Raw genomic sequence first — 21,432 nt, 5'->3', positions numbered from 1 at the left:
TGGAGACACAAGGATGCAGACAATGGAACTGAAGCAAAAAAAGGTCATGATAGTGGACGACGAAGACTTTATGTTTCGCCTGCTTGAACTGGCTTTGTCGCCTTTTTACCAACTGTGTTATGCCAAAAGTGGAGTGGAAGCTTTACAACTGGTGTTGCAACAACAACCGGATCTGGTAATGATGGATATCTGTATGCCGGGCTTAGATGGGTTGGACACCTGCCGCTTATTGAAAAACGCCCCTGAAACCGGTCATATCCCCATTCTGATAATGTCGGGCCTGGATACTCCACGCGATGAAATGATAGCGCTGGATGCCGGAGCCGACGCTTTTGTCAGTAAGCCTATCAGTGCCAAGCATATTCAGATGCTGGTGGATGATTTACTCTGCAGCCATATGCATAAGTAAGCTGAATAAAAGCCTTTACACTGGCCTGTTGCCGATCTATAAAAGATATCAATTCAAAACATTAGACCCAAAGTAACTGGAATTGCAGCAAAACAGCTGTGGCTTCGGCTACGAAGGGGAGGCAGTAAAAGTTTATGTTAGGCCACAGTGATAAACGCAACTACTACCGAATGATGGTGAATGCTCAGGTGCAGTTAATGATTAACGATCCTGAATCTGGCCGGGTGATTAACGCCATTTGCCGCGATTTAAGCTCCACTGGTATGTCGCTGGAAATAGACGAACCGCTGGAAATGGGCATTTTGCTCTACATCAAAATGGAAAGTTCCAACCCCAGTTTCCCCCCTTTATCCGCCCACGCTAAAGTGATGCGCTGCGCTCAGGAGCAGGAAGATTGCTATCAGTTGGGTGTGCAGATTATAGAACTGAATTAATAGGGCCGATGTTTTTTAGTAGTATTTGCAGCTGAAACCTATAAACATTACTGCTGCTATTGTAAACTCCTCTCAATGTTAAACTTGATTGTAGAAGGATGGAATATGTTTGATCTTCAGACTTCGTTGGACGAAAGACTGGCTGATTTAAAGTTCAAGAGCAAAAAAAAAGAACTCACCCCAGAGGCACGGGAAAAAATTAAGCAGTCGTTGAAACGGTCAGGAATACTTAACGCTAGCGGAAAAGTAATCAACAGAGTCATCTCATAAATGTATATTTCTCCTGGCTTAGTTGTCGGCTTTCATGGCTGCGATAAGTCAGTTTTTGACGGTGTTGTCAAAAATGGAGAAGTCCTGGGTAGTAGTGAAAACGCCTATGACTGGCTCGGGCATGGTATCTATTTTTGGGAAGGGAGCTATGAACGTGCACTTGAATGGGCAAAGGACAGTAACAAAGTTAAAACTCCCGCTGTTATTGGAGCTTTTATAAAGCTAGGATATTGTATTGATCTTCTTGATTCCGCCGATGTCGCAAAAGTCAAAAAAGCTTATGAAATTCTGAAGTTGGAACTGCAAACTATAAATAAAACGCTCCCCGTGAATCAAATTGTCCAAGACGGTATAAATATGGTCAGAGAACTTGATTGCAAGGTTATGATGCATCTCCAGCAAATCAATAATGAAGCTATCGCCAAGGAGCTTGGTCTTGCAGATACCTCAGGAACAAACATTCGAAAAATAAGAAATCATCAAAGCTTCATTGATTCTGTCCGTGGAATGTTTCCTGAGGGGAAGGATCTTTATCCAAATGCCGGATTCCGGGAAAAAAATCACATTCAACTTTGTATAGTGAATCCCAATTGTATCTTGGGTTATTTTGACCCCAGACAACGCAATGTGAATTATAAAAAAATCGTTTGATGATCAGCTTCTACATTTGAGGCGAGGATAAAACAGCCACCAAACGGTGGCTGTTTCACAAATCAAACTAAACCAAAAACCTACTTCACCAATACCAGACTAAAAGTAGTGGGTACCATGGGGCTGATGCTGTTCAGGCCTGCCAGTTCACGTAGTTTTTCTACACCGGCGTTTAATTTGAATTTATTTACGTCCAGCATAATTGGCGCAACAGTTGTGACTACCAATTGGCTGTCTGACACTTTGGTCACTTTTACTTTGGCCATCAGGCTTTGGCTTTGAGTGAGTAAGGTCAAATCTAACGATTGATCCACAACAACGCTGTCACCGGTTTTTAAGCCAGCTAACACTTTATTGTCTACTTTGCCTTTGGCATTGATAGTTGCGTATTGTTTGGCCGCTAACACATGCTCCAGAATACGTTCGTTACGAATTGGAATGATGGTGTCTATGCTCATGACCGGGATCGCCACTGAAAATTCACCTGCTGACGTCAGCTTGCCTGTGAGTTCTTTAAAACTGTGGGTTTCGGCTACTACTTCATTTTTCACAGACACAAAAGTCAGGCTGGATTGCTCGCTATTGACAGACCAGTCGGCCGCAGCGGAAAAACTTAAGGCCGCAGCCACTACTAAAGCTAATTTTTTTATCGTCATCGAACACTCCTTAGTTGATGGACTGGGGCAAAAGCCCCAATCAGAATACTTTTTAAATACCATTCAAAGTACGGTTCAAAATACCTTGCAGACTAAACCTTTCAGATAGCGACCTTCAGGGTAGAAGCTGGCAATAGGGTGGTCGCTGGACTGACTGAGTTTCTCGATAAACAAACAATCTTTGTTCGCATCCAGTGCTGCGTCGGCCACTATTTTTTGAAACAGCATTTCTTCCATTAAGCCTGAGCAGCTGAAGGTCAGCAACAAACCACCTGGTTTCACCAACTGCATAGCCACACGGTTGATGTCTTTGTAACCACGGGCAGCTTGCATCAGTTGGGCTTTGCTGTCGGCAAATTTTGGTGGGTCTAAAATCACCATATCAAACAACTTGCCTTGCTCTTTGTATTCGCGCAGCAGTTTAAACACGTCCTGTTTGACGTTGCTGGTTTTATCCAGTTCCATATCATTAAGGGCTAAGTTGCGTTCTGCCGTTTTTAAGGCTAAATCCGACATATCGACGTTAGTCACATGCTCTGCACCACCTTTTAAGCAGGATAAAGCAAAAGTGCCGGTGTAGCTGAAGCAGTTCAGTACGGTTTTGCCTTTAGCCAGACGGCCAGCAGCAGCGCGTGAATCGCGTTGATCCAGATAAAAACCTGTTTTGTGGCCGTTGATCACATCCACCAGAATCTTCATGCCGTTTTCCAGAATGACCACTTCGCCGCTTTCACGAGGTAAATGCAACCAGCCTGTGACAGGTTTTAAGCCTTCTTTTTTCCGTACATCCACATCTGAACGCTCGTAAATGCTGACATCAGGGAAAGTTTGTTTTAATGCTTCTACTATTAATTCACGGTTTGCATCGGCACCAGCGGATAACAGCTGACAGACCAGCACATCAGCGTATAAATCGACAGTGACACCTGGTAAACCGTCAGATTCAGCAGCTACTATACGTAAACCGTTGGTTTGCGTTAGGTCGTACATATCCTGGCGCACAGACCAGGCGCGCTGAATACGGCGGGTGAAAAAGGCCTGATCGATCTGTTCTTTTTCGTTAAAGGTCCAGGCGCGTACCCGAATTTGCGAGTCGGCTGAATAAGCACCGCGGCATAACCATTTGCCATCGTGGGTGAGTACATCTACAGTTTCGCCCGAATCTGGTTTACCTTTGACCTGCAATACCGCTTTAGAAAATACCCAAGGGTGGCGGCGTCTTAAGGATTTTTCGCGTTCGGGTTGTAAAATGATACTGTGAGACATAGGTCAACTCTGTAGATGGGCAAGGGGCGCTATTTTAGTGAAGAGCGCGCAAAAGCTAAAGCAAAACTATGAAAAGGACTCACTAAATTGATACAAAACCATGTTGTACCCAGTCAGATGATGGCTATTGAGGTGATTAACCCCGGTTCTCAAAGCCAGTTACAGCAGGTAACGGTGGCTGTTCCTCAGGTAAAAGCAGGGCAAGTGCTGGTCAAAGTGGCCGCTGCTGGTATCAACAGGGCTGATTTGTTGCAGCGCACTGGCTTATATCCGCCGCCACCAGGTGAATCCGATACCTTGGGTTTGGAAGTCGCGGGCACTGTAGTAGCTGTGGCTGATGATGTTTCAAAAGACTGGCTGGGTGAGGCTGTATTTGGCTTAGTGCCTGGCGGTGGTTATGCCCAGTATGTGGCAATGCACTCTGAGCATTTAATTAAAAAACCAGCAACTTTAGGTATGGCCGAAGCTGCAGCCTGCGCCGAAGTGTTTTTAACTGCCTTTCAGGCCATGCGTGTTGTCGGGCATTTGCCGGATCAAGGCGCGTTATTAGTGCATGCAGGTGGTAGCGGTGTCGGAACTGCAGCTATACAGTTGGGCAAAGCTTCAGGTTGTTTTGTGGCTGTCACTGTAGGTTCAGATGAAAAAGCCAAAGCCTGTTTAGCCTTAGGGGCGGATTTTGCTGTGAACTATAAAACCCATGATTTTGCTGTGGAGTTAAAAGCAGCACGGCCACAAGGTTTTGATTTGATAATCGATCCTGTCGCAGGCGATTACATAGTTGAAGATATTCAGCTGTTGGCACTGGATGGTCAGATCATTGTACTTTCTATGCTCGGTGGCCGTATGACCCCGGAGCTGGATTTAGGCCTGATGCTGAAAAAGCGTGGTCAGCTGCTGTGTTCAACACTTAGAAACCGGACTGATGGCTACAAAGCTGCATTGATCAGCGATTTTAATCAGCAGTTTGGTAAGGCTTTGGCTGAAGGTAAAATTAAGCCTGTACTGGCGCAAAGTATGGACTGGTCGGAAGCAGACAAAGCGCATCAGTTGTTGGCGTCCAATGCCGTAGTAGGCAAACTGGTACTGACACTGTTTTAACCCCTTCGTACTTGAAGCTGCAGCTTTGTTACCTGCGCGCCTTCGCCCCAGTCACATAGGTAAACTATGCTCCTGGGGTCTCAAGCACTTGTCGCCTAACTGCAACTCCAATTACTTTGGGTTTACTTTAGGTAAAGCAAGACTACTTATGCCGGTTTGTTTTTATCTGGCTCAGCTTCGGCTACTGCTTCCACTTCAACAGTTTCAGTGTCTGCAACAACTTCACTTTCACTCTCCATACTGCTCAATTCCTGATCCGCAGTTGGTAAGTCGGCTTCATGCAGATGAGGTTGTACCATCTGTTCCTGCACCATTTGCTCGTCAACCCGGGGATCTAAGGCTGCAGCTAAAGGAGAGGACATTAAGTCACCGGACGCCATGACATAATCTTGTGGCACTTCTTTATTCTGTTGTTTCTGCTGATAATTGACATGAGTTAAACGTAAAAACAGCAGCAGGGTACAAAGTGCCATAAAACCATACAACATGCTGTTACCCACCAGTTGCATAAAGCTGGACGCTATTAAAGGCCCTATACAAGCGCCCATACCAAAGGTCAGCAAGATAGTGGCGGACAAAGCGACCCTATGTTCCTGCTCCACATTCTGATTGGCCAAAGCTGTTGCCAGTGGGTACAAGGTAAAGGCCAGAATACCAAAGGCAAAAGTGAAGATAAGCTGCAAAATACCGCTTAACGGCAATATGGCAATACAAAGCACAACTATGCCTAACAACACTGTATTAGTGCGGATTAAACGGCTGCGTTTGATTTTGTCTGACAACCGGCCCATAGGCCACTGCGCCACTAAACCTGCAACCACAGTAGTGGCCATATAAGCTGCCACTTGTTCTGTACTGGCACCGCTATGGGCTATATAAGCCGGAGCCAAACCATAAAAGGAGCCAACAATAACGCCAGCCATCGCAATAGTGGTGAGCGACTGCGGTACTTTTTGCCAGAATAGTTTTATTTTCAGCGGCGCTGGCTGTAAAGGGGCAGGGTGAATACGGCGTGTTAAGGCCAAAGGCACAATACAAAGCGCAAAACACATAGCCACTATCAGCAAAGGTTTTAGTGTCAGTTCCGGGTTTAAGCTAATGGCCAGTTGGCCCAGCACTAAACCTAAATAAGAGACAATCATATAACTGGCAAAGACTGTGCCGCGGTTTTTGCTGTCGGCTTGCTCGTTCAGCCAGCTTTCCAGCACCATATACATGCACATCATGCCCATGCCGACCATCAGGCGCAGCACCAGCCAAATAGCTAAATCGTCTATCAGGGCATGGCCAAGCGCGCTTGCTGTGGTAATACCGGCGCTGGCAACAAAAGCACGGATATGACCAACACGGGCTATTAAACGGTGACCAATTTTAGAACCTGCGACCAAACCCAGATAGTAAGCCGACATCATGCCGCCTATCCAGATTTGGGCAGCCGAGTCTGCGGCAAGGCGTAAGCCTAAATAAGTGGTCAGTACCCCAGAGGCGAGTACCATCAATAAAGTGGCAAAATACAACGAAGAAAACGAACGCAGAATGTTAGACATGCTTTTCCTTGTCACAAAAAAGGCGGGCGATTTACATCTGACCCGCCCGTATTTTCTACTTAACGCGCATACCTGGTGTTGCGCCATCATCTGGAGTTAACAGGAAAATATCACTGCCACCAGGGCCAGCGGCCATCACCATGCCTTCAGACAGACCAAAACGCATTTTACGTGGCGCCAGGTTGGCAACCATGACTGTCAGACGGCCTATTAACTGCTCTGGCTGGTAAGCCGATTTAATACCTGCAAACACCTGACGTTGCTCGTTGCCTAAATCCAGTTGCAGTTTCACCAGTTTGTCAGCGCCTTCCACATGTTCAGCGTTGATAATGCGGGCAACACGTAAATCCAGCTTGGCAAAGTCGTCAATATTAATGGTTTCGCCTATAGGTTCGATAGCGCCATCTGCCGGAGCAACAGCAGCTGCTTTGCATTCTGCCACAACAGCCTTAGCGACCGGAGCCGCAGCTGTTTGCTGCAGGTTTTCTTTCGAGCTTTCGACCATAGCTTCTACCTTTGTCATATCTACACGTTGCATCAATGGCTTAAACACATTGATGCTGTGATTAGTTAATGCGGTCTGATAAGTCGACCAGCTTAATTCGTCATTTAAAAACAGTTCCACTTCTTTCGCCATAGCTGGCAGTACTGGTTTTAAGTAATGCATTAAAACGCGGAACAGGTTAATGCCCATGGAACAGACCAAATGCGCTTCGGTTAAGGTCGCTTCATTTTTTGCCAGCACCCAGGGCGCTTTGGCGTCTATATACTGGTTGGCTTTATCAGCCAGCGCCATAATTTCACGGATAGCACGGGCAAATTCACGTTTTTCAAAACTGTCGGCAATGGTTTCGCCAGCAACTGTGAACTCGGCCAATAAAGCGGGTTCTGCAATCTCGGCTGTTAACTTGCCATCGAATTTTTTGCTGATAAAGCTGGCGCAGCGACTGGCGATATTCACCACTTTACCTACTAAATCTGCATTCACTTTTTGCGCAAAGTCTTCCAGATTTAAATCCAGGTCGGTGATATTGCTGGTGAGCTTGGATGCAAAGTAATAACGCAGATACTCCGGGTTTAAATGCTCAAGATAAGTGCGGGCTTTGATAAAAGTCCCCTTAGACTTAGACATTTTTGCACCGTTGACTGTGACAAAGCCATGAGCATAAACAGAGGTCGGTTTACGGTAACCTGCACCCTCTAACATAGCCGGCCAGAACAGGCTGTGGAAATAGATAATGTCTTTACCGATAAAGTGGTAAATCTCAGCCTCTGAGTCTTTTTGCCAGAACTGGTCAAAGTTCACGCCTGTTTTATCACAGTAGTTTTTAAAGCTGGCTAAATAACCGATAGGAGCATCCAGCCAGACATAAAAAAACTTGCCTGGAGCGCCTGGAATTTCAAAACCAAAATAAGGCGCGTCTCGGCTGATATCCCATTGTTGCAGGCCTTCAGTAAACCATTCCTGCAGTTTATTCGCCATTTCGTCCTGCAATGAACCACTGCGGGTCCAGTCTTTTAGCATTTGCTCAAAAGCAGGCAAGTCGAAGAAATAGTGTTCGCTGTCTTTTAATACCGGAGTGGCACCTGAAACCACTGAACGTGGGTTTTTAAGTTCCACCGGGCTGTAGGTTGCGCCACAGGAATCACAGCTGTCGCCGTTTTGATCCAAAGCACCACATTTAGGGCAGTCGCCTTTAACAAAACGGTCCGGCAGGAACATTTGTTTTTCCGGGTCAAACAACTGGCTGATGGTTTTGCGTTTGATATAACCACCCTGGTCCAGCTTGGTATAGATATCGCTGGCAAACTGGCGGTTTTCTTCGCTGTGGGTGCTGTGATAGTTATCAAAACCTATTAAAAAGTCCGCGAAGTCGGCCTGATGCTCTTGTGAGGTTTGGGCAATCATCTGCTCAGGGGTAATACCCAGCTGTTGAGCCTTGAGCATAATAGGGGTGCCATGAGCATCATCGGCACAAACAAAATAACACTGATGACCACGGGCTTTTTGGAAACGAGACCAGATGTCAGTCTGAATATGTTCCAGCATATGACCTAAGTGAATGGGGCCATTGGCATAAGGTAAAGCACTGGTGATAAGAATTTTGCGTTGTGTCATCGATAACTCATAGATATATCACTGAAAAAAGTGGCTTAATGATACAATAGCGCGCGTTAAAGCGCACCAGTTCAAAAGCAGCAAAGCGCTGGATCGGTAGCAAAAAACAGAGTTTTTACTCTGTACAGCAGATTGAGTGACACGATGTGGTTTAAATGGTTTAAAAAATCAGCAGAACAGCAACCGTCCAGTGATGGTATGCCGCAAATTTTAGCTAAAACTTTGGCGGAATTTCAAAGCAGCGAATTTCCTATGCCGCTGGATAGTTTAATTCAGCAGGCACTTTTTAATGCTAAACAGAATAGCCTGAGTTTAACGCTGAAATTCCCATGGGCTTCTTTGGCTGATGAATTATTACCTGAGCTGCAGCAGGTGCAGCCGGGTGTTACGCTGGAACTTCAGCATCAAAACACCGCAGAGCCAGCGTATCGCAACATCAAGCAAGTGATTTTGGTGGCATCGGGCAAAGGTGGGGTAGGTAAAAGCACTACTGCCGTCAATCTTGCTGTGGCTTTAGGTTTAGAAGGTGCAAAAACAGGGCTGCTGGACGCCGATATTTATGGTCCTTCTATTCCCACTATGTTGGGTTTAAAAGACGCCAAAGCTGAATCACCTGATGATAAGCATTTATTGCCTAAAGAAGCCGCTGGTATTTATCTGCAGTCGATAGGCTTTTTGGTTGACCCGGAAAATGCCTCGGTCTGGCGTGGCCCTATGGCCAGTCAGGCGTTGTTGCAGCTATTAAACGAAACCTTGTGGCCTGACTTAGATTATTTAATTGTCGATATGCCACCAGGCACAGGCGATATTCAGCTGACCATGTCACAAAAATTGCCGGTGACAGGGGCTTTAATAGTCACTACGCCGCAGGATGTGGCCTTGGCCGATGCACAAAAAGCCATTGCTATGTTTCGCAGCGTGAATATTCCGGTGCTCGGATTGGTAGAAAACATGAGTTTTTACCAGTGCAGTCACTGCGGTGAAATCGATGATATTTTTGGTACCAACGGTGGCTTAGAGTTAGCAGAACGCTATCAGGTGCCTGTACTGGGTCAGCTACCCTTACAAAAACAAATACGCCAGTCTTGTGATGCCGGAACGCCAATTGTGCTGAACCCAGCCGAAAGCGGTACTGGTTTTTACCGGGCTATAGCACGACAACTGAGCTTTGCTTTATATTGGAACTCCCAGCATCAGCAAGCAAAGCAACCCGAAATTATTTTTACGGATGATTAACCATGAGATTGTGTGACCGCGACATTGAAGCCTATTTAGATGAAGGCAAGATCCAAATTACGCCACGGCCAACACCAGATATGATCAGCGGTGTCAGTGTGGATATTCGTTTAGGCCATAAATTCCGCACTTTCCGTGCTTATGCCGCTGCATTTATTGATTTAAGTGGTCCACGCGAAGAAGTGGATCATGCGTTAAATTCAGTAATGAGTGATGAAATTGTATTAACAGATGACGAAGCTTTTTTCCTGCACCCGGGCGAACTGGCTTTGGCTATTACGCTGGAATCCGTCACTTTGCCAGCGGACATAGTCGGTTGGTTAGATGGCCGTTCTTCATTGGCACGTTTGGGTTTAATGGTGCATGTGACTGCGCACCGTATCGATCCGGGCTGGTCTGGCAATATAGTGCTGGAATTCTATAACAGTGGTCGTTTACCGCTGGCGCTTAGACCCAATATGAAAATTGGTGCTCTGAATTTTGAAACTATGACAGGCGAAGCTGCCCGTCCTTACAACAAAAGACTGGATGCGAAGTATCAACAGCAGACAGGTGCTGTGGCCAGCAGAATAAGCCAGGACGATCAGAGTTAGTAGTTAATCTGGCCCAGAAATGAAAAAGCCCATACAAAAGTGGTATGGGCTGAAGCAATAAAGCAAAAATGAAGCGGGGTAATTATGCAGTATATCTGCATAGCTTCGCAACCCGGCTTTTTTAGATTTTTTCATCTTTTTGCGTTTTAACTGCATATTTAAGTAAAAAATCAAAAAAATTTTCAATTCAAAGTTCAGCAGCCCATGATTTACAGGAGTTTTTAATGCAGCCTGCCAGTTTTATTCGTCTGTTCAGTTTGGCCGCTATTTGGGGTTCCTCGTTTTTATTTATGCGTATTGCAGTCGGAACTTTAGGACCTGCGGCTTTGATGACGGGCAGGGTGTTATTTGCTGCTGTGTTTTTAGCAGGAATGGGCTGGTTACTGAAAAAGCATCAACTGGATCTAAAAAACAACTGGAAGCATTTTTTTATTCTGGGCTTTTTTAACTCGGCATTGCCATTTTTACTTTTTGCTTATGCCGCTCAAACCTTAACTGCTTCTGTGTTGTCTGTGCTCAATGCCACAGCTCCTATCTGGGGCGCTTTGATTGGTATTCTGGTCTTCAGGCAAGGTCTGAATTTACGTATTCTGCTCGGATTGGTATTGGGTATTAGTGGTGTCGCTATTTTGGTAGGTTTTGATCCTGTAGTGTTGGAACCAGGTGCTTTAGTGGCAGTATTTTGTGCTGCAGCTGCGGCTTTTTGTTATGGCATAGCCACTCATTACACCCGACTGGCAAAAACTGTCGCACCTTATACCAATGCACATGGCAGTATGTGGACCTCCACTTTAATGTTGGCGCCTGTAATGCTGTTGTTTCCTGTGCAAGCGGATATCAGCGTCAATGTGGCTTTTGCTGTGCTGGCGCTTGGCGTGATTTGTACCGGTGTGGCTTATTTATTGTATTTCCGCTTAGTACAGGATGAAGGTGCTACTCCGGCTTTAACCGTCACCTTTTTAATTCCGGTATTTGGCGTATTCTGGGGTCATGTGTTTTTAGATGAAGCCTTAGGCTGGCATACTTTTGTAGGAGTGGCTGTGGTGATCACCGGCACCTCTCTGGTGACAGGCTTTAAACCTTCAGCACTTTTCAGAGTCAAAGCTTCATAACCTGATAGTCAGTACAAGTCCGGTCTAAGTTTTACATGCTTCGCCTGCATATAAAGAGGCAAAGCTCATTCAGAAGCTGTTCAGGCATTTATTGCTATAACCTCAGGCAAGCTGGTGATAAAAGCATCAGGCTAAAACGAGTTTTTAGAGTGTGGCGTCGGATCTCGCGACACTTTTATCCGTAGATCCGAATTGTGGTGGCCATGGCTATAACGTGGCAGGAGCGTACTATGCATGCCTTGATGAAATGCTTACCTTTGCTTTCAGTGGCTTTATTCCCAGCCTTGTTGGTTGCTCCTGTTGCAGCACAACAAACCGCCAGTGCAGGCAGCACAGTGCAAAGTTTTAGCCAGGCTGAGCTGGACGCTATGCTTGCTCCTGTGGCTTTGTATCCGGACACAGTGTTGTCGCATGTGTTAATAGCGTCAACCTATCCACTGGAAGTGATTAAAGCCCATCGTTGGGTGGAAGAACACCCTGGTTACAGTGCTGAAAAAGCACTGGACGAAGTGGAAGATATGGACTGGGATCCAAGTGTAAAAGCTTTGGTACCTTTCCCACAATTGCTGCAACGTATGAGTGATGACATTGACTGGACTCAACGTTTAGGTGATGCTTTTTTAAGTCAGGAAGCGCAAGTGATGACCAGCATCCAGACGTTACGTACCAAAGCCTATGCTTCAGGTAATCTGGATAAGCAGCAACATATTAAAGTGGTGAGGGAAGAAAAAACCATCATCATTGAATCTGCTTCACCAAAAGTAGTGTACCTGCCTTATTACGATCCACAAATTGTCTACGGACCATGGTGGTGGCATAGCTACCCACCTGTCTATTGGCATGTGCCTGCAGGTTATGCTGTGCATCGTGGGTTTTCCTGGGGTGTGGGTATTCATATTACTCCGGGATTCTACTTCAGTAGTTTTCACTGGCCGCGCCGGCAAATCGTTGTGATCGATCATCGTCATCATTGGCGTGATCCTTATTACTATCGTAGTCATCAGATTGTGCATCATAAAAAGTCACATCACTGGCGCCATAACCCGCATCACAGACGCGGTGTCAGCTACCATGCAGGCTATCAGCCAACCCGTGAGTTCAGCGGCAACCGTAGCTATCAAAACAGAGAGCAGCAACGTGAATGGGCGGCTCAAACCCGTGAAAATAAAGGTTATGCACCGGATCGCAAGTTTAATAGTGAAAAAGCTCAGCGCTTTGATGACAAAGAACGCAAGTTTGCGTCTGAACGCCCGGCAGACAGGTCGGTAATAAAGGATAGAAATGGAACTCAGTCACTGGATCATGAACAGCGCAGACGTATGGAGTTAACCCGGGATAAAGCTGGCGCCCCGGTTTTTAATGCTGACCAGAGAGCACAAAGACAAGAAGTGCAGGCCCGGGTTGACAGACCCTACAGCGGGGATGTTAAACAACGACCAGATTCTGCAGTGGTAAGGGAAAGGATTAAAGAACAACATTCGCAGCCTGTTGCAGTGAAGGCAGAGAGGAACTATCAGACACCTCGTGCCGAGGAGCAGCCCAGAGCTGAGCGCAGCTACCAGGCACCCCGGGTTGAACAGCCTCGTATCGAGCAACCCAGAGTTGAACGCAGTTACCAGGCTCCCCGTGTTGAACAGCCGCGGAGCGAGCAGCCCAGAGTTGAGCGCAGCCACCAGGCACCTCGTGTTGAACAGCCTCGTGCAGAGCAACCCAGAGCTCAGGTTCGGGAGATGCGCAGTTCGGAAGGCCGCAGGCAAATTGAATAATTAGTCATGGTCAGAATAAGAGGGCAGCTGCGGCTGCCTTTTCTATAATCAATAGAAAGTATAATAAGGATAGCCCTATGAACTTAATAGCAAAACCGGTTTTGAAGGTCACAGCTGTGTTGGTCCTGACGCTGAGTTCATTTGTTGTTTCTGCACAATCCCCTTTGTTAAAAGAGCAAATTGAAACCATAGTGACAGGCAAAAAGGCCACAGTAGGGGTTGCGGTGTGGGGGCCTGATGATCTGGAGCCTTTGCTGGTGAATCCTTTTGAAAAGTTTCCGATGCAAAGTGTATTTAAGCTGCATTTAGCATTGCTGGTGTTACATCAGGTGGATCAAGGCAAACTGGAATTGAGCCAGTCAGTGGCAGTAAAACGTGCAGAGGTATTACAAAATACCTGGGCTCCTATGATGAAAGATTATCAGGGCGACGAATTTACCGTCACCATTGAGCAACTGCTGCAGTATTCAGTGTCGCACAGCGATAATGTGGCCTGTGATCTGTTGTTTGAACTCATTGGTGGGCCTGCGGCTCTGCATGCATATATTCAGTCTTTGGGGATCGCAGAAACTGAAGTTGTGGCCAATGAAGCACAAATGCATGCTGACGATCAGGTTCAATATCAGAACTGGACATCAATGAAAGCTGCCGCCCGGATCTTAAAAAAGTTTCAACAAAAAAAGCTGTTGTCTGAAACCTCTCAGGCCTTATTGTGGAAATGGATGGTTGAAACCACCACAGGGCCAGCGCGATTAAAAGGCTTGTTGCCTGCAGATGCAGTAGTAGCGCATAAAACCGGTACTTCAGGTGTCAGAGTTGGAAAAACAGCAGCAACCAATGATATGGGGGTCATTATGCTGCCCGATGGCCGGGCTTTGCTGGTCGCTGTTTTTGTGAAAGATTCAGCCGAATCAAACAAAATTAATGAAGCTATTATCGCGCAGGTAGCCCAAGCCGCCTATCAGTTTGAACTGAAAAAGCTCTCTGCAGTGAGTCCAAATTAAGCCTGGATCAGGGCTATCGAAGCCGGTTGCTAAGGTTGTACACTAAAGCCCTGATCTGAAAATGGAGTAGGTTATGCAGTTATTAGGTTCTGTGGCTTCGCCTTTTGTGCGTCGGTTACGTTTAGTGCTGGCTGGTCAGCCTTATCAGTTTGTCGCCTTAAATATTTTTGAATCGGAAGGACGTTCTGTACTGGTGAAACATAATCCGGCCCGTAAAGTGCCGGTGTTGGTTGACGGTGAGCAGGTGATTTTCGATTCAGCTGTGATCTATCGTTATTTAGCGCAAAAGTTAAATTTCAAACCATTAAGCTGGGATCAGGAAAACAGCCTGACCACTATTAACGCTTGTACAGATTCGTTGGTTGAGCTGTTGCTTTGCACGCGTTCAGGTTTTGATGTGAATGAAGACAAACTGTTTTTTAATTTGCAGCACGAGCGTATTCAGGCCACGCTGGAAGCGCTGGAGCAGCAGATCAAAGCAGGGCAGTTTGGACAGTGGGACTACACAGCTATTAGCTTGTATACCCTGGTCGACTGGATATTATTCCGGGATTTAGTAGATTTAAAACCTTTCCCGGTGTTACTGCAGTTCAGAAGTGAACACTTAAAGCAGCCTATGGTGGCCGAAACCGATCCACGCTTAAGCTAATAAAAATGGGGTCATATCACATTGTTAACTGTTAACAATGTGATATGACCCCATTTTTATTCCACTCCAATAAAACCGCCGGTTTGGTGCGCCCATAACTGAGCGTAAATTCCACCTTGGGCTATCAGTTCCTGATGGCTGCCTTGTTCAACTATACGGCCCTGATCCAGCACTATCAGTCTGTCCATCGCTGCAATAGTAGATAAACGGTGCGCTATAGCTATTACAGTTTTACCTATCATAAGCTGGGTTAAACTTTGCTGAATAGCCGCTTCTACTTCAGAATCCAGCGCTGAAGTGGCTTCATCCAGAATAAGAATAGGGGCGTTTTTCAGTAACACCCTGGCTATAGCAATACGCTGACGTTGACCGCCAGACAATTTAACGCCACGTTCACCCACCTGAGCATCATAACCACTGTTGCCTTTCAGATCGGTCAGTTCCTGAATAAAAGTATCAGCTTCAGCTAAACGCGCGGCTTCCATCATTTCTGCTTCAGTAGCACCAGGGCGACCATACAGAATGTTTTCCCGCACTGTGCGATGTAATAAAGAAGTGTCCTGAGTGACCATGGCAATATGAGCGCGTAAACTTTCCTGTGATACGGTTTTAATGTCCTGGCCATCTATTAAAATCTGGCCTGAGTTGACATCGTAAAAACGCAGCAGCAAGTTCACCAGCGTGGATTTTCCGGCACCGGAACGGCCAACCAAACCAACTTTTTCGCCAGGTTTAATAGATAATTCCAGGCCATCAATCACAGGACCCTGTTCGCCGGCTACTTTGCCGTAATTAAAGTTCAGCTGTTTAAATTCAATCTGGCCTTGTGCCACCTGAATAGGCTTGGCATCAGCTGTATCGACTATTTGCTGAGGTTGCGAAAATGTGGCAATACCATCAGCCACAGTGCCAATGTTTTCAAACAAGGCACTGACTTCCCACATGATCCACTGTGACATACCGTTCAAACGCAAAGCCAGACTGACGGCTATCGCAATAGAACCTACAGTGACAGCGTTTACAGTCCAGAGCCAAATGGCCAGAGCTGCAATAGAAAACACCAGCAAGTAATTCAGGCACTGCACACTGACATTCAGCCAGGTCGCTAAACGCATTTGCTTATAAACAGGCACCAGAAACAGCTGCATACTGTCGCGGGCATACTCTGACTCGCGGCTGGTATGAGAAAACAGTTTAATGGTGCTGATATTGGTGTAGCTGTCGACAATACGGCCTGTCATTTCTGAACGGGCGTCGGCCTGTTCTGTAGCCACCTGCTTCAGGCGGGGCACAAAATAAAATTGCAGGCCAGTGTAGAGCACTAACCAGGCCAGCATAGGCAAGACCAGACGCCAATCTGAATCTGCGATCAGATACACCATAGCGCCAAAATACACCACCACATACACCATCACATCTAAAAGCTTGGTAGCAGTTTCACGCACGGCCAAAGCGGTTTGCATCACCTTGGTTGCAATACGGCCGGCAAATTCATTCTGATAAAAACCCAGGCTTTGTTTCAGTAAATAGCGGTGCGCCAGCCAGCGAATGGACATAGGGTAGTTGCCCAAAATGGTCTGGTGAATAAGTGCCGAGTGTACAAACACTAAAACAGGCAAAACCACCAACATCACTACTGCCATAGTGATCAGGGTATCTTTTTCTTCCTGCCAGAAGGTTTCAGGATTTTTATTCACCAGCCAGTCCACCAACTGCCCCATATAACCAAATAAGGACACTTCCAGCGCTGCCAGTAAAGCGGTCGCTATAGACATCAGGATCAGAGGCAGCACCATACCTTTGCTGTAATGCAGGCAAAATGCAAACAAGCCCGTAGGAGGTTGTGTGGGTTCGTCATCAGGGAAGGGTTTGGTTAATCGTTCAAAAAAGCCCAGCATAAAAATCCTCGGAGGCGACGAAAAAGGCGGCTATTGTACGTGAAAGTATAAGCAACAGATGTAACTATTTGATGAAAGCCTGTTTTACCGCGATGGCTTTATTCAGGCAAATTCAATGCTGTTCCTTTTTTGTTTTCATCACGGGCCTTGAGTTTCTAAAATATATACAAAAAAAATATGAAAAAACCAAAAGTATGGATCGCTCAGTAACTCAGCAGCTTATATTTTAAATTGAACCTGTAATGGGTAAATATCTGAAAATTTATAACTTAACCCTTGTTTTACTGGCTTGCAAAGACGAATAAGCTTCCTACACTCAACCTAAAGAGTACCTGATGAAAGGTGTTGTCTCGTACCAAAGGAGTGTTGAAATGGATGCCAAAGAAATACTGTTGCATGTAAAGCAAGCGGAATTGCAATGTGAACTGATTGTCGAGGCTGGTCAGGAACTGGACAGAGCCATCAAACAATTACAGGATTGGTCTGAAGACTGGGACTGCCAGCGTCGTGCCTGCGAAGACATGTACGATGCGGTGCATTTAATCCTGATCCACAGCTATCAGTTATCCAGAATTTTCTGGCCAGCGAAATGTTGTGGAGAATTAGGTCTGGATTTGTGCCACAGAGCCATGACGTTACGTAGTGAAATCAACCTACCTGATCTTCGTCATCCTTTGCGTAATGAGATGTTATGGCGTCATGCCGCTGAACTGGACCATTCGGTACGGGATACGGGGGCGATGCGTCGTTACAACGCTCATCACTTAACCAGCTTTAATCAGGTGATCACCTGGATGGACAATGAAGCCATGTTTTGCTGGCTTGAACCAGGCAGTAAAACTTTTGTTTTCCACACCGAAGAATTTGCTCTGTCAGAACTGCTGGATGCGGTACTGCAACTGCAACAGGATATTCAACACTACATAAAGAAGCAGCATCAGCCAAACCTAAGTCTGGCAAAACCTGCGTTTTATCAGTATGAAAAACAGTGGGCCAACTAACATCAGGCAATTACAAAGAAGTGACTAAATAGCGTTCAGAGAAGGCTATTTAGTCAGCCTTATAAAACCATAACTTTGAATATCCCGCACTTTATTCTGTTGCAGGCTTTCAGCCACTTCAGCCTGAAAGTCTTCAACATACAGATGCAAGTCGTCCTGAAACTGCTCCTCAAGCTTATTGCGTTCATCCATTTGACGGGTTCTTTGCACATAAAAAGCCTGCATACAAAGCTTATGAGCTCTTTGATCCATTTGCTGCGAAACTATTTGTTCTATTTCACTGACGGTCAAGTTACGACAGGTCTTCCTGTAAAAGAAAATACCGCAGGCCAGCAATACAGTGAGAGTTATCAGCGATACAATCTCAATCATAAGACGATTCCTTTTCTGATTGCCGCTATTTCCTTTGCTAACCAAAGTGCGGTCATGGGTACTACAGAGATATTGATGGCAACTATCCCATATTTATACATGGCAGAAAGCAAGTCGGTTTCAAAAACTATCCTGTCTGCAAAACGGAGCAACTGCATTGAACATAAGGCTAAAAAACAGATCATAATGTAGCGGGTTAACTTGCTGGCTGGGATCTCATGCACAGCGTGGACTTTATAGATACCCCACACACATAATATCTCAATGGTTCCCCATGTAAGATACCAAAAGGAAGAGCCTAGTATTACGTGATTGGTCGATACAGCCATCACAAAAGGTTGAATCAGGTCCATAAACAAATTGCCTACAACCCACACTGTTAAGGCAATCCGTGAAGACATATCCAGCTTGTAAAATACAGAGACAATCAGCAGTAAAAAAGTGCCTACCCAGAATAGTTTGTCTACAGTGTATGCAAAATCCCCCACTGTTATTGCACCTGGTCTTTACCTTTGTCGCCTATAGGTGGTTCATTACCAGAACCGCTGCCAAAAGTGCTGATAGGAGGCTCGTTACCAGAACCGCTGCCAAAAGTGCTGATAGGAGGCTCGTTGCCAGAACCGCTGCCAAATGTTCTGATAGGGGGTTCATTACCTGAACCACTACCTAAAGTCCCGAATTCAAGCTCCGCTGCAAGTTTAGCTTTCGCTTCTGCGGACAAGGTGACGGTATCTGCTGCAGAAGGGGTTGTAGCAGTTGTCGTTTTGGCTGGAGCAACTGGAGCCACTGGCGAGGCTATTGATGTTCCTGCTGCAGTTGGGGTATTCAAATTGACTTGCATAACGGTTCCTTACTGTTGTCACTAAATCAAGTACGAATGTACACGAACTATTTATTAAAAATCCAATATTTTTTTACAATTGAACAGAATTCAGATCCGAATATAGCCGAAAGCTGAAATGCTACGGACCTTATGCTCTTTTCATCACAGAGCCAGCTCCGCCTGATAGTCCTCAACCTATAGATTCACGTTACCCACCATTTGCTGGAGAGGTGTCTGGAGTTTTGGAATAGGGGTGATTGTGGTACTCGTTAGCGTGAGGAATGCAGAACCTATTGGGCCTGATTTACCGTTTCGCGTACATAGCTCCAGCAACATGCAAACCAATAAGCCACCAAAATACTGAAATAAAAAACAGATGAATTTCAAGTAGCTGACTGTATTGTTTAATATTTTTATGGTCTGGCGAAGAAAGCTCCACACCCAACAAATGTAGTGAAAGTTCACTTTCGCCTGCCATCATCACTCCCGAGACGGCTAATGCAAATACGACTGCATAAAGCAGAAACTGGATGGCTGAGATAAAGCTGTTATGGAGCTTATTCTGTATTAAATTCCTGGGGATCTGAGCTTTGAATAGTGTGGCCCAAACAATTCTGAATACCAGCACAAGCAGCAGTATAGCTCCAACCAAGGCATGCACTTCAATCGCATCTTGCCTGTGCTCCATTTGGCCTTTGACACGATAATCCAAAAGATGGATCTGAGACCCCATATTCAAAAGCATAAACAGGATCAACAAGGATGATATCCAGTGAAGCGCTCTGTCTACGATATAAGCTTTTGTCATTGTTCGTCCCTGGTGTTTTTTGTGTTTTGGTTTTGGCCTATGTCATGACCTTTCCAGCAACGCTTTAATCTATTACTCGATCAATGGTCAGTTGTGGGTATCATCAAATTTTTCGGGATAACCAAAGCATAATATTTAATAAAAACGCTAAGATTTTCAAAGCACATCCTTGTTTTGGAAAAATATGCCACTCGTTATGCATCGCTATTTACAACCCAACAGCAATGCTTTGACGGTGTTACTTGCGTCACAATTTAAGTTTTTTTGTTTTTGAATTCAACAACGTTTGAGAAATTACTTCAGAAAGTGAAAAACTATGCAGAGACTTTGGAGTGTCATTTGAAAAAGTTGCTCACACAGAACAAAGTTACAATTCTACATAGAGCAAGGCCTCATGGCCCAAGCGTTTAGGGAAAGTCAAATGTCACTATCGAAAGTCAATCAACAACATTTCAAAGCAGTGGAGATATTCAATGAACGATACAGAGTTTAAAAACACATATAACTCATCGAATGAAAGGGGAATTTAATGGTCGGTACGAGAGGATTTGAACCTCCGACCCCTTCACCCCCAGCGAAGTGCGCTACCAAGCTGCGCTACGTACCGACGTTGGGCCTTATAGTACTGCTTTAACCCATAAATGCAATGCCCCTTGGTGTGACTGCGTTTTTTTTGTTCGCTTTACAGCACCTTAGGTTAATTTCCAACCGCCAATTCCACCCAATGCTGGTACACAGGGATAGCCAAAAGTACATTGACAGGGAAAGTGATGCCTAAGGACGCCATCATCGCCAGACCTATATTGGCGTCAGGTATACTGGCCCGCACTGCGGCTGGTGCTGCTATATAAGAAGCACTGGCGGCTAAAGTGGTCAGAACCAACAAAGTGCCCTGAGGTAAATCCAGTAGTAAGCCAAAAGCTAAACCTAAAGCTCCTAAAGCAAAAGGGGCCAGTGCTGCAAACAACATTAAGCGCCAATGTTGCAGCGGTAGCGGGTTACAGACTTTGGCAGTGCACAGGCCCATTTCCAGTAAAAACAGCGCCAGCATGGTTTTAAAACCACCAATAAGGGCAGGAGCTATAGGCTCTAAACCTTCAGGCCCGTACAAATAACCAATCAATACGCCACCACCGAGCAGTAATACGCCACGGCTGGTTAAGGCTTCGCGCCAGATCTGAGCTTGTTTACCCTGACCTTTTAAAGCGCCGTATAGCCCTAACATAATGACAATGGCCGGTAATTCCAGCATCACCAGATATAAAGTGGTTTCAGGTAATAATGGCATGCCGGATTTTTCTGCCAGAGCCAACACCACAGCAAAAGTACCGGCGCTGACAGAGCCGTAATGGGCGGCAATACTGACGGAGTCGGAATTATTCAGTTGCACCAGGTAACGTAACAGCGGGTAACACAAAAGCGGAATAATTAAACCTAAAGCACCCACAGCCAACAGATCAGGCAGCATACCGCTATGGGCCTGACCATGCAGTGCCATACCTCCTTTAAGGCCCAGCACCAGCATCAGCAAAATAGATAAGGTTTCGTAAATAGACTGAGGAACCTTTAAATCTGACTTTAATAAGCCCGCAACAAGGCCAAAGGCGAAAAACGCAATCACAATATCCGGCATAACCCAACTCCGTAGCTGTTATTGGCTGGCGATTGTGCCTGCCTTTGGGTATATTGTATAATTAATTGTTTACTAGTTTGGTATTGA

Annotated in this window: 21 protein-coding genes and 1 tRNA gene; 11 read left to right on the top strand and 11 right to left on the bottom strand. The window is 45.7% G+C overall.

Going from position 1 to position 21,432, the window contains the following annotated elements:
- Positions 1 to 22 precede the first annotated feature (22 nt).
- The 3 genes from J2W69_RS04680 (at position 23) to J2W69_RS04670 (ending at position 1,764) form a co-directional block, all read left to right on the top strand.
- Positions 23 to 409, top strand: coding sequence for a response regulator (locus J2W69_RS04680; RefSeq protein WP_310275021.1), 387 nt, complete (start codon positions 23 to 25; stop codon positions 407 to 409).
- Between the two features lie 134 nt (positions 410 to 543).
- Entirely contained in the window at positions 544 to 843 is a 300-nt protein-coding gene (locus tag J2W69_RS04675) for a PilZ domain-containing protein (protein ID WP_310275019.1), read from the top strand.
- A gap of 270 nt (positions 844 to 1,113) precedes the next feature.
- Complete coding sequence (locus J2W69_RS04670) at positions 1,114 to 1,764, top strand: hypothetical protein (RefSeq protein ID WP_310275018.1); 651 nt, start codon at positions 1,114 to 1,116, stop codon at positions 1,762 to 1,764.
- An 80-nt stretch (positions 1,765 to 1,844) separates the two neighbouring features.
- Here J2W69_RS04670 and J2W69_RS04665 read toward each other — a convergent pair whose 3' ends face one another.
- Both J2W69_RS04665 and J2W69_RS04660 read right to left on the bottom strand, forming a co-directional pair.
- Positions 1,845 to 2,420, bottom strand: a complete 576-nt coding sequence (locus J2W69_RS04665) for a YceI family protein (RefSeq protein WP_310275016.1) — start codon at positions 2,418 to 2,420, stop codon at positions 1,845 to 1,847.
- Between the two features lie 75 nt (positions 2,421 to 2,495).
- Positions 2,496 to 3,686 (bottom strand): class I SAM-dependent rRNA methyltransferase, encoded by a 1,191-nt coding sequence (locus J2W69_RS04660; RefSeq protein WP_310275014.1) that lies wholly within the window; start codon positions 3,684 to 3,686, stop codon positions 2,496 to 2,498.
- An 87-nt stretch (positions 3,687 to 3,773) separates the two neighbouring features.
- Between J2W69_RS04660 and J2W69_RS04655 the strand changes: the two genes are divergently transcribed.
- A complete protein-coding gene (locus J2W69_RS04655; protein WP_310275012.1) occupies positions 3,774 to 4,784 on the top strand; it encodes an NAD(P)H-quinone oxidoreductase in 1,011 nt (336 codons plus the stop codon).
- A gap of 146 nt (positions 4,785 to 4,930) precedes the next feature.
- On the opposite strand, the gene J2W69_RS04650 is transcribed toward J2W69_RS04655, so the two are convergent.
- Both J2W69_RS04650 and metG read right to left on the bottom strand, forming a co-directional pair.
- Positions 4,931 to 6,331, bottom strand: coding sequence for an MFS transporter (locus tag J2W69_RS04650; protein ID WP_310275010.1), 1,401 nt, complete (start codon positions 6,329 to 6,331; stop codon positions 4,931 to 4,933).
- Positions 6,332 to 6,386: 55 nt separating this feature from the next.
- A complete protein-coding gene (gene metG, locus J2W69_RS04645) occupies positions 6,387 to 8,450 on the bottom strand; it encodes a methionine--tRNA ligase (RefSeq protein ID WP_310275007.1) in 2,064 nt (687 codons plus the stop codon).
- A gap of 144 nt (positions 8,451 to 8,594) precedes the next feature.
- Between metG and apbC the strand changes: the two genes are divergently transcribed.
- From apbC to J2W69_RS04615, 6 genes are all read left to right on the top strand, one after another.
- On the top strand, positions 8,595 to 9,686 hold the full coding sequence (apbC, locus tag J2W69_RS04640; protein ID WP_310275005.1) for an iron-sulfur cluster carrier protein ApbC: 1,092 nt from the start codon (positions 8,595 to 8,597) through the stop codon (positions 9,684 to 9,686).
- Between the two features lie 2 nt (positions 9,687 to 9,688).
- Positions 9,689 to 10,279 carry a dCTP deaminase gene (gene dcd / locus J2W69_RS04635; RefSeq protein ID WP_008897353.1) on the top strand — a complete coding sequence of 197 codons (591 nt, stop codon included), beginning with the start codon at positions 9,689 to 9,691 and terminating at the stop codon, positions 10,277 to 10,279.
- 224 nt (positions 10,280 to 10,503) lie between these two features.
- Positions 10,504 to 11,391: a DMT family transporter gene (locus J2W69_RS04630; RefSeq protein WP_310275002.1), complete on the top strand. Its 888-nt coding sequence runs from the start codon at positions 10,504 to 10,506 to the stop codon at positions 11,389 to 11,391.
- Between the two features lie 203 nt (positions 11,392 to 11,594).
- Positions 11,595 to 13,157: a DUF3300 domain-containing protein gene (locus tag J2W69_RS04625; RefSeq protein ID WP_310275000.1), complete on the top strand. Its 1,563-nt coding sequence runs from the start codon at positions 11,595 to 11,597 to the stop codon at positions 13,155 to 13,157.
- 77 nt (positions 13,158 to 13,234) lie between these two features.
- Entirely contained in the window at positions 13,235 to 14,161 is a 927-nt protein-coding gene (gene bla / locus J2W69_RS04620; protein WP_310274999.1) for a class A beta-lactamase, subclass A2, read from the top strand.
- Positions 14,162 to 14,234: 73 nt separating this feature from the next.
- On the top strand, positions 14,235 to 14,810 hold the full coding sequence (locus J2W69_RS04615; RefSeq protein WP_310274997.1) for a glutathione S-transferase family protein: 576 nt from the start codon (positions 14,235 to 14,237) through the stop codon (positions 14,808 to 14,810).
- Between the two features lie 56 nt (positions 14,811 to 14,866).
- Here the strand turns inward: J2W69_RS04615 and J2W69_RS04610 are convergent, their stop codons facing one another.
- Positions 14,867 to 16,708, bottom strand: a complete 1,842-nt coding sequence (locus J2W69_RS04610; RefSeq protein ID WP_310274995.1) for an ABC transporter ATP-binding protein — start codon at positions 16,706 to 16,708, stop codon at positions 14,867 to 14,869.
- A 335-nt stretch (positions 16,709 to 17,043) separates the two neighbouring features.
- On the opposite strand from J2W69_RS04610, the gene J2W69_RS04605 reads away from it, so the two are divergent.
- Positions 17,044 to 17,709 carry a hypothetical protein gene (locus J2W69_RS04605; RefSeq protein ID WP_310274993.1) on the top strand — a complete coding sequence of 222 codons (666 nt, stop codon included), beginning with the start codon at positions 17,044 to 17,046 and terminating at the stop codon, positions 17,707 to 17,709.
- Between the two features lie 45 nt (positions 17,710 to 17,754).
- On the opposite strand, the gene J2W69_RS04600 is transcribed toward J2W69_RS04605, so the two are convergent.
- From J2W69_RS04600 to J2W69_RS04575, 6 genes are all read right to left on the bottom strand, one after another.
- Positions 17,755 to 18,081 (bottom strand): hypothetical protein, encoded by a 327-nt coding sequence (locus tag J2W69_RS04600; protein WP_310274991.1) that lies wholly within the window; start codon positions 18,079 to 18,081, stop codon positions 17,755 to 17,757.
- The gene (locus J2W69_RS04595) at positions 18,078 to 18,569 is read right to left on the bottom strand and encodes a hypothetical protein (protein ID WP_310274989.1); all 492 of its coding nucleotides are present in this window, start codon (positions 18,567 to 18,569) and stop codon (positions 18,078 to 18,080) included. The genes J2W69_RS04600 and J2W69_RS04595 overlap by 4 nt, the downstream gene beginning before the upstream one ends.
- Before the next feature lie 2 nt (positions 18,570 to 18,571).
- Positions 18,572 to 18,922, bottom strand: coding sequence for a hypothetical protein (locus J2W69_RS04590; RefSeq protein WP_310274987.1), 351 nt, complete (start codon positions 18,920 to 18,922; stop codon positions 18,572 to 18,574).
- Between the two features lie 286 nt (positions 18,923 to 19,208).
- Positions 19,209 to 19,712, bottom strand: a complete 504-nt coding sequence (locus tag J2W69_RS04585; protein WP_310274985.1) for a cytochrome b — start codon at positions 19,710 to 19,712, stop codon at positions 19,209 to 19,211.
- Positions 19,713 to 20,242: 530 nt separating this feature from the next.
- Positions 20,243 to 20,319 (bottom strand) — tRNA-Pro (locus tag J2W69_RS04580).
- A 90-nt stretch (positions 20,320 to 20,409) separates the two neighbouring features.
- Entirely contained in the window at positions 20,410 to 21,345 is a 936-nt protein-coding gene (locus J2W69_RS04575) for a sodium-dependent bicarbonate transport family permease (RefSeq protein WP_310274983.1), read from the bottom strand.
- Positions 21,346 to 21,432: the final 87 nt, after the last annotated feature.

Source organism: Rheinheimera soli (assembly GCF_031457405.1).
GTDB lineage: Bacteria > Pseudomonadota > Gammaproteobacteria > Enterobacterales > Alteromonadaceae > Pararheinheimera > Pararheinheimera soli_A.
This window is presented reverse-complemented; position numbering and strand designations above follow the sequence as displayed.

Excerpts from the sequence above, each read along its gene's own strand:
- J2W69_RS04585 (WP_310274985.1), bottom strand. The coding sequence starts at position 19,712 with ATGACAAAAGCTTATATCGTAGACAGAGCGCTTCACTGGATATCATCC.
- J2W69_RS04575 (WP_310274983.1), bottom strand. The coding sequence starts at position 21,345 with ATGCCGGATATTGTGATTGCGTTTTTCGCCTTTGGCCTTGTTGCGGGC.
- J2W69_RS04670 (WP_310275018.1), top strand. The coding sequence starts at position 1,114 with ATGTATATTTCTCCTGGCTTAGTTGTCGGCTTTCATGGCTGCGATAAG.
- J2W69_RS04650 (WP_310275010.1), bottom strand. The coding sequence starts at position 6,331 with ATGTCTAACATTCTGCGTTCGTTTTCTTCGTTGTATTTTGCCACTTTA.
- J2W69_RS04665 (WP_310275016.1), bottom strand. The coding sequence starts at position 2,420 with ATGACGATAAAAAAATTAGCTTTAGTAGTGGCTGCGGCCTTAAGTTTT.
- J2W69_RS04590 (WP_310274987.1), bottom strand. The coding sequence starts at position 18,922 with ATGCAAGTCAATTTGAATACCCCAACTGCAGCAGGAACATCAATAGCC.
- J2W69_RS04630 (WP_310275002.1), top strand. The coding sequence starts at position 10,504 with ATGCAGCCTGCCAGTTTTATTCGTCTGTTCAGTTTGGCCGCTATTTGG.
- J2W69_RS04610 (WP_310274995.1), bottom strand. The coding sequence starts at position 16,708 with ATGCTGGGCTTTTTTGAACGATTAACCAAACCCTTCCCTGATGACGAA.
- J2W69_RS04625 (WP_310275000.1), top strand. The coding sequence starts at position 11,595 with ATGGCTATAACGTGGCAGGAGCGTACTATGCATGCCTTGATGAAATGC.
- J2W69_RS04605 (WP_310274993.1), top strand. The coding sequence starts at position 17,044 with ATGAAAGGTGTTGTCTCGTACCAAAGGAGTGTTGAAATGGATGCCAAA.
- dcd (WP_008897353.1), top strand. The coding sequence starts at position 9,689 with ATGAGATTGTGTGACCGCGACATTGAAGCCTATTTAGATGAAGGCAAG.
- J2W69_RS04680 (WP_310275021.1), top strand. The coding sequence starts at position 23 with ATGGAACTGAAGCAAAAAAAGGTCATGATAGTGGACGACGAAGACTTT.
- J2W69_RS04600 (WP_310274991.1), bottom strand. The coding sequence starts at position 18,081 with ATGATTGAGATTGTATCGCTGATAACTCTCACTGTATTGCTGGCCTGC.
- J2W69_RS04660 (WP_310275014.1), bottom strand. The coding sequence starts at position 3,686 with ATGTCTCACAGTATCATTTTACAACCCGAACGCGAAAAATCCTTAAGA.
- J2W69_RS04675 (WP_310275019.1), top strand. The coding sequence starts at position 544 with ATGTTAGGCCACAGTGATAAACGCAACTACTACCGAATGATGGTGAAT.
- bla (WP_310274999.1), top strand. The coding sequence starts at position 13,235 with ATGAACTTAATAGCAAAACCGGTTTTGAAGGTCACAGCTGTGTTGGTC.
- J2W69_RS04615 (WP_310274997.1), top strand. The coding sequence starts at position 14,235 with ATGCAGTTATTAGGTTCTGTGGCTTCGCCTTTTGTGCGTCGGTTACGT.
- metG (WP_310275007.1), bottom strand. The coding sequence starts at position 8,450 with ATGACACAACGCAAAATTCTTATCACCAGTGCTTTACCTTATGCCAAT.
- apbC (WP_310275005.1), top strand. The coding sequence starts at position 8,595 with ATGTGGTTTAAATGGTTTAAAAAATCAGCAGAACAGCAACCGTCCAGT.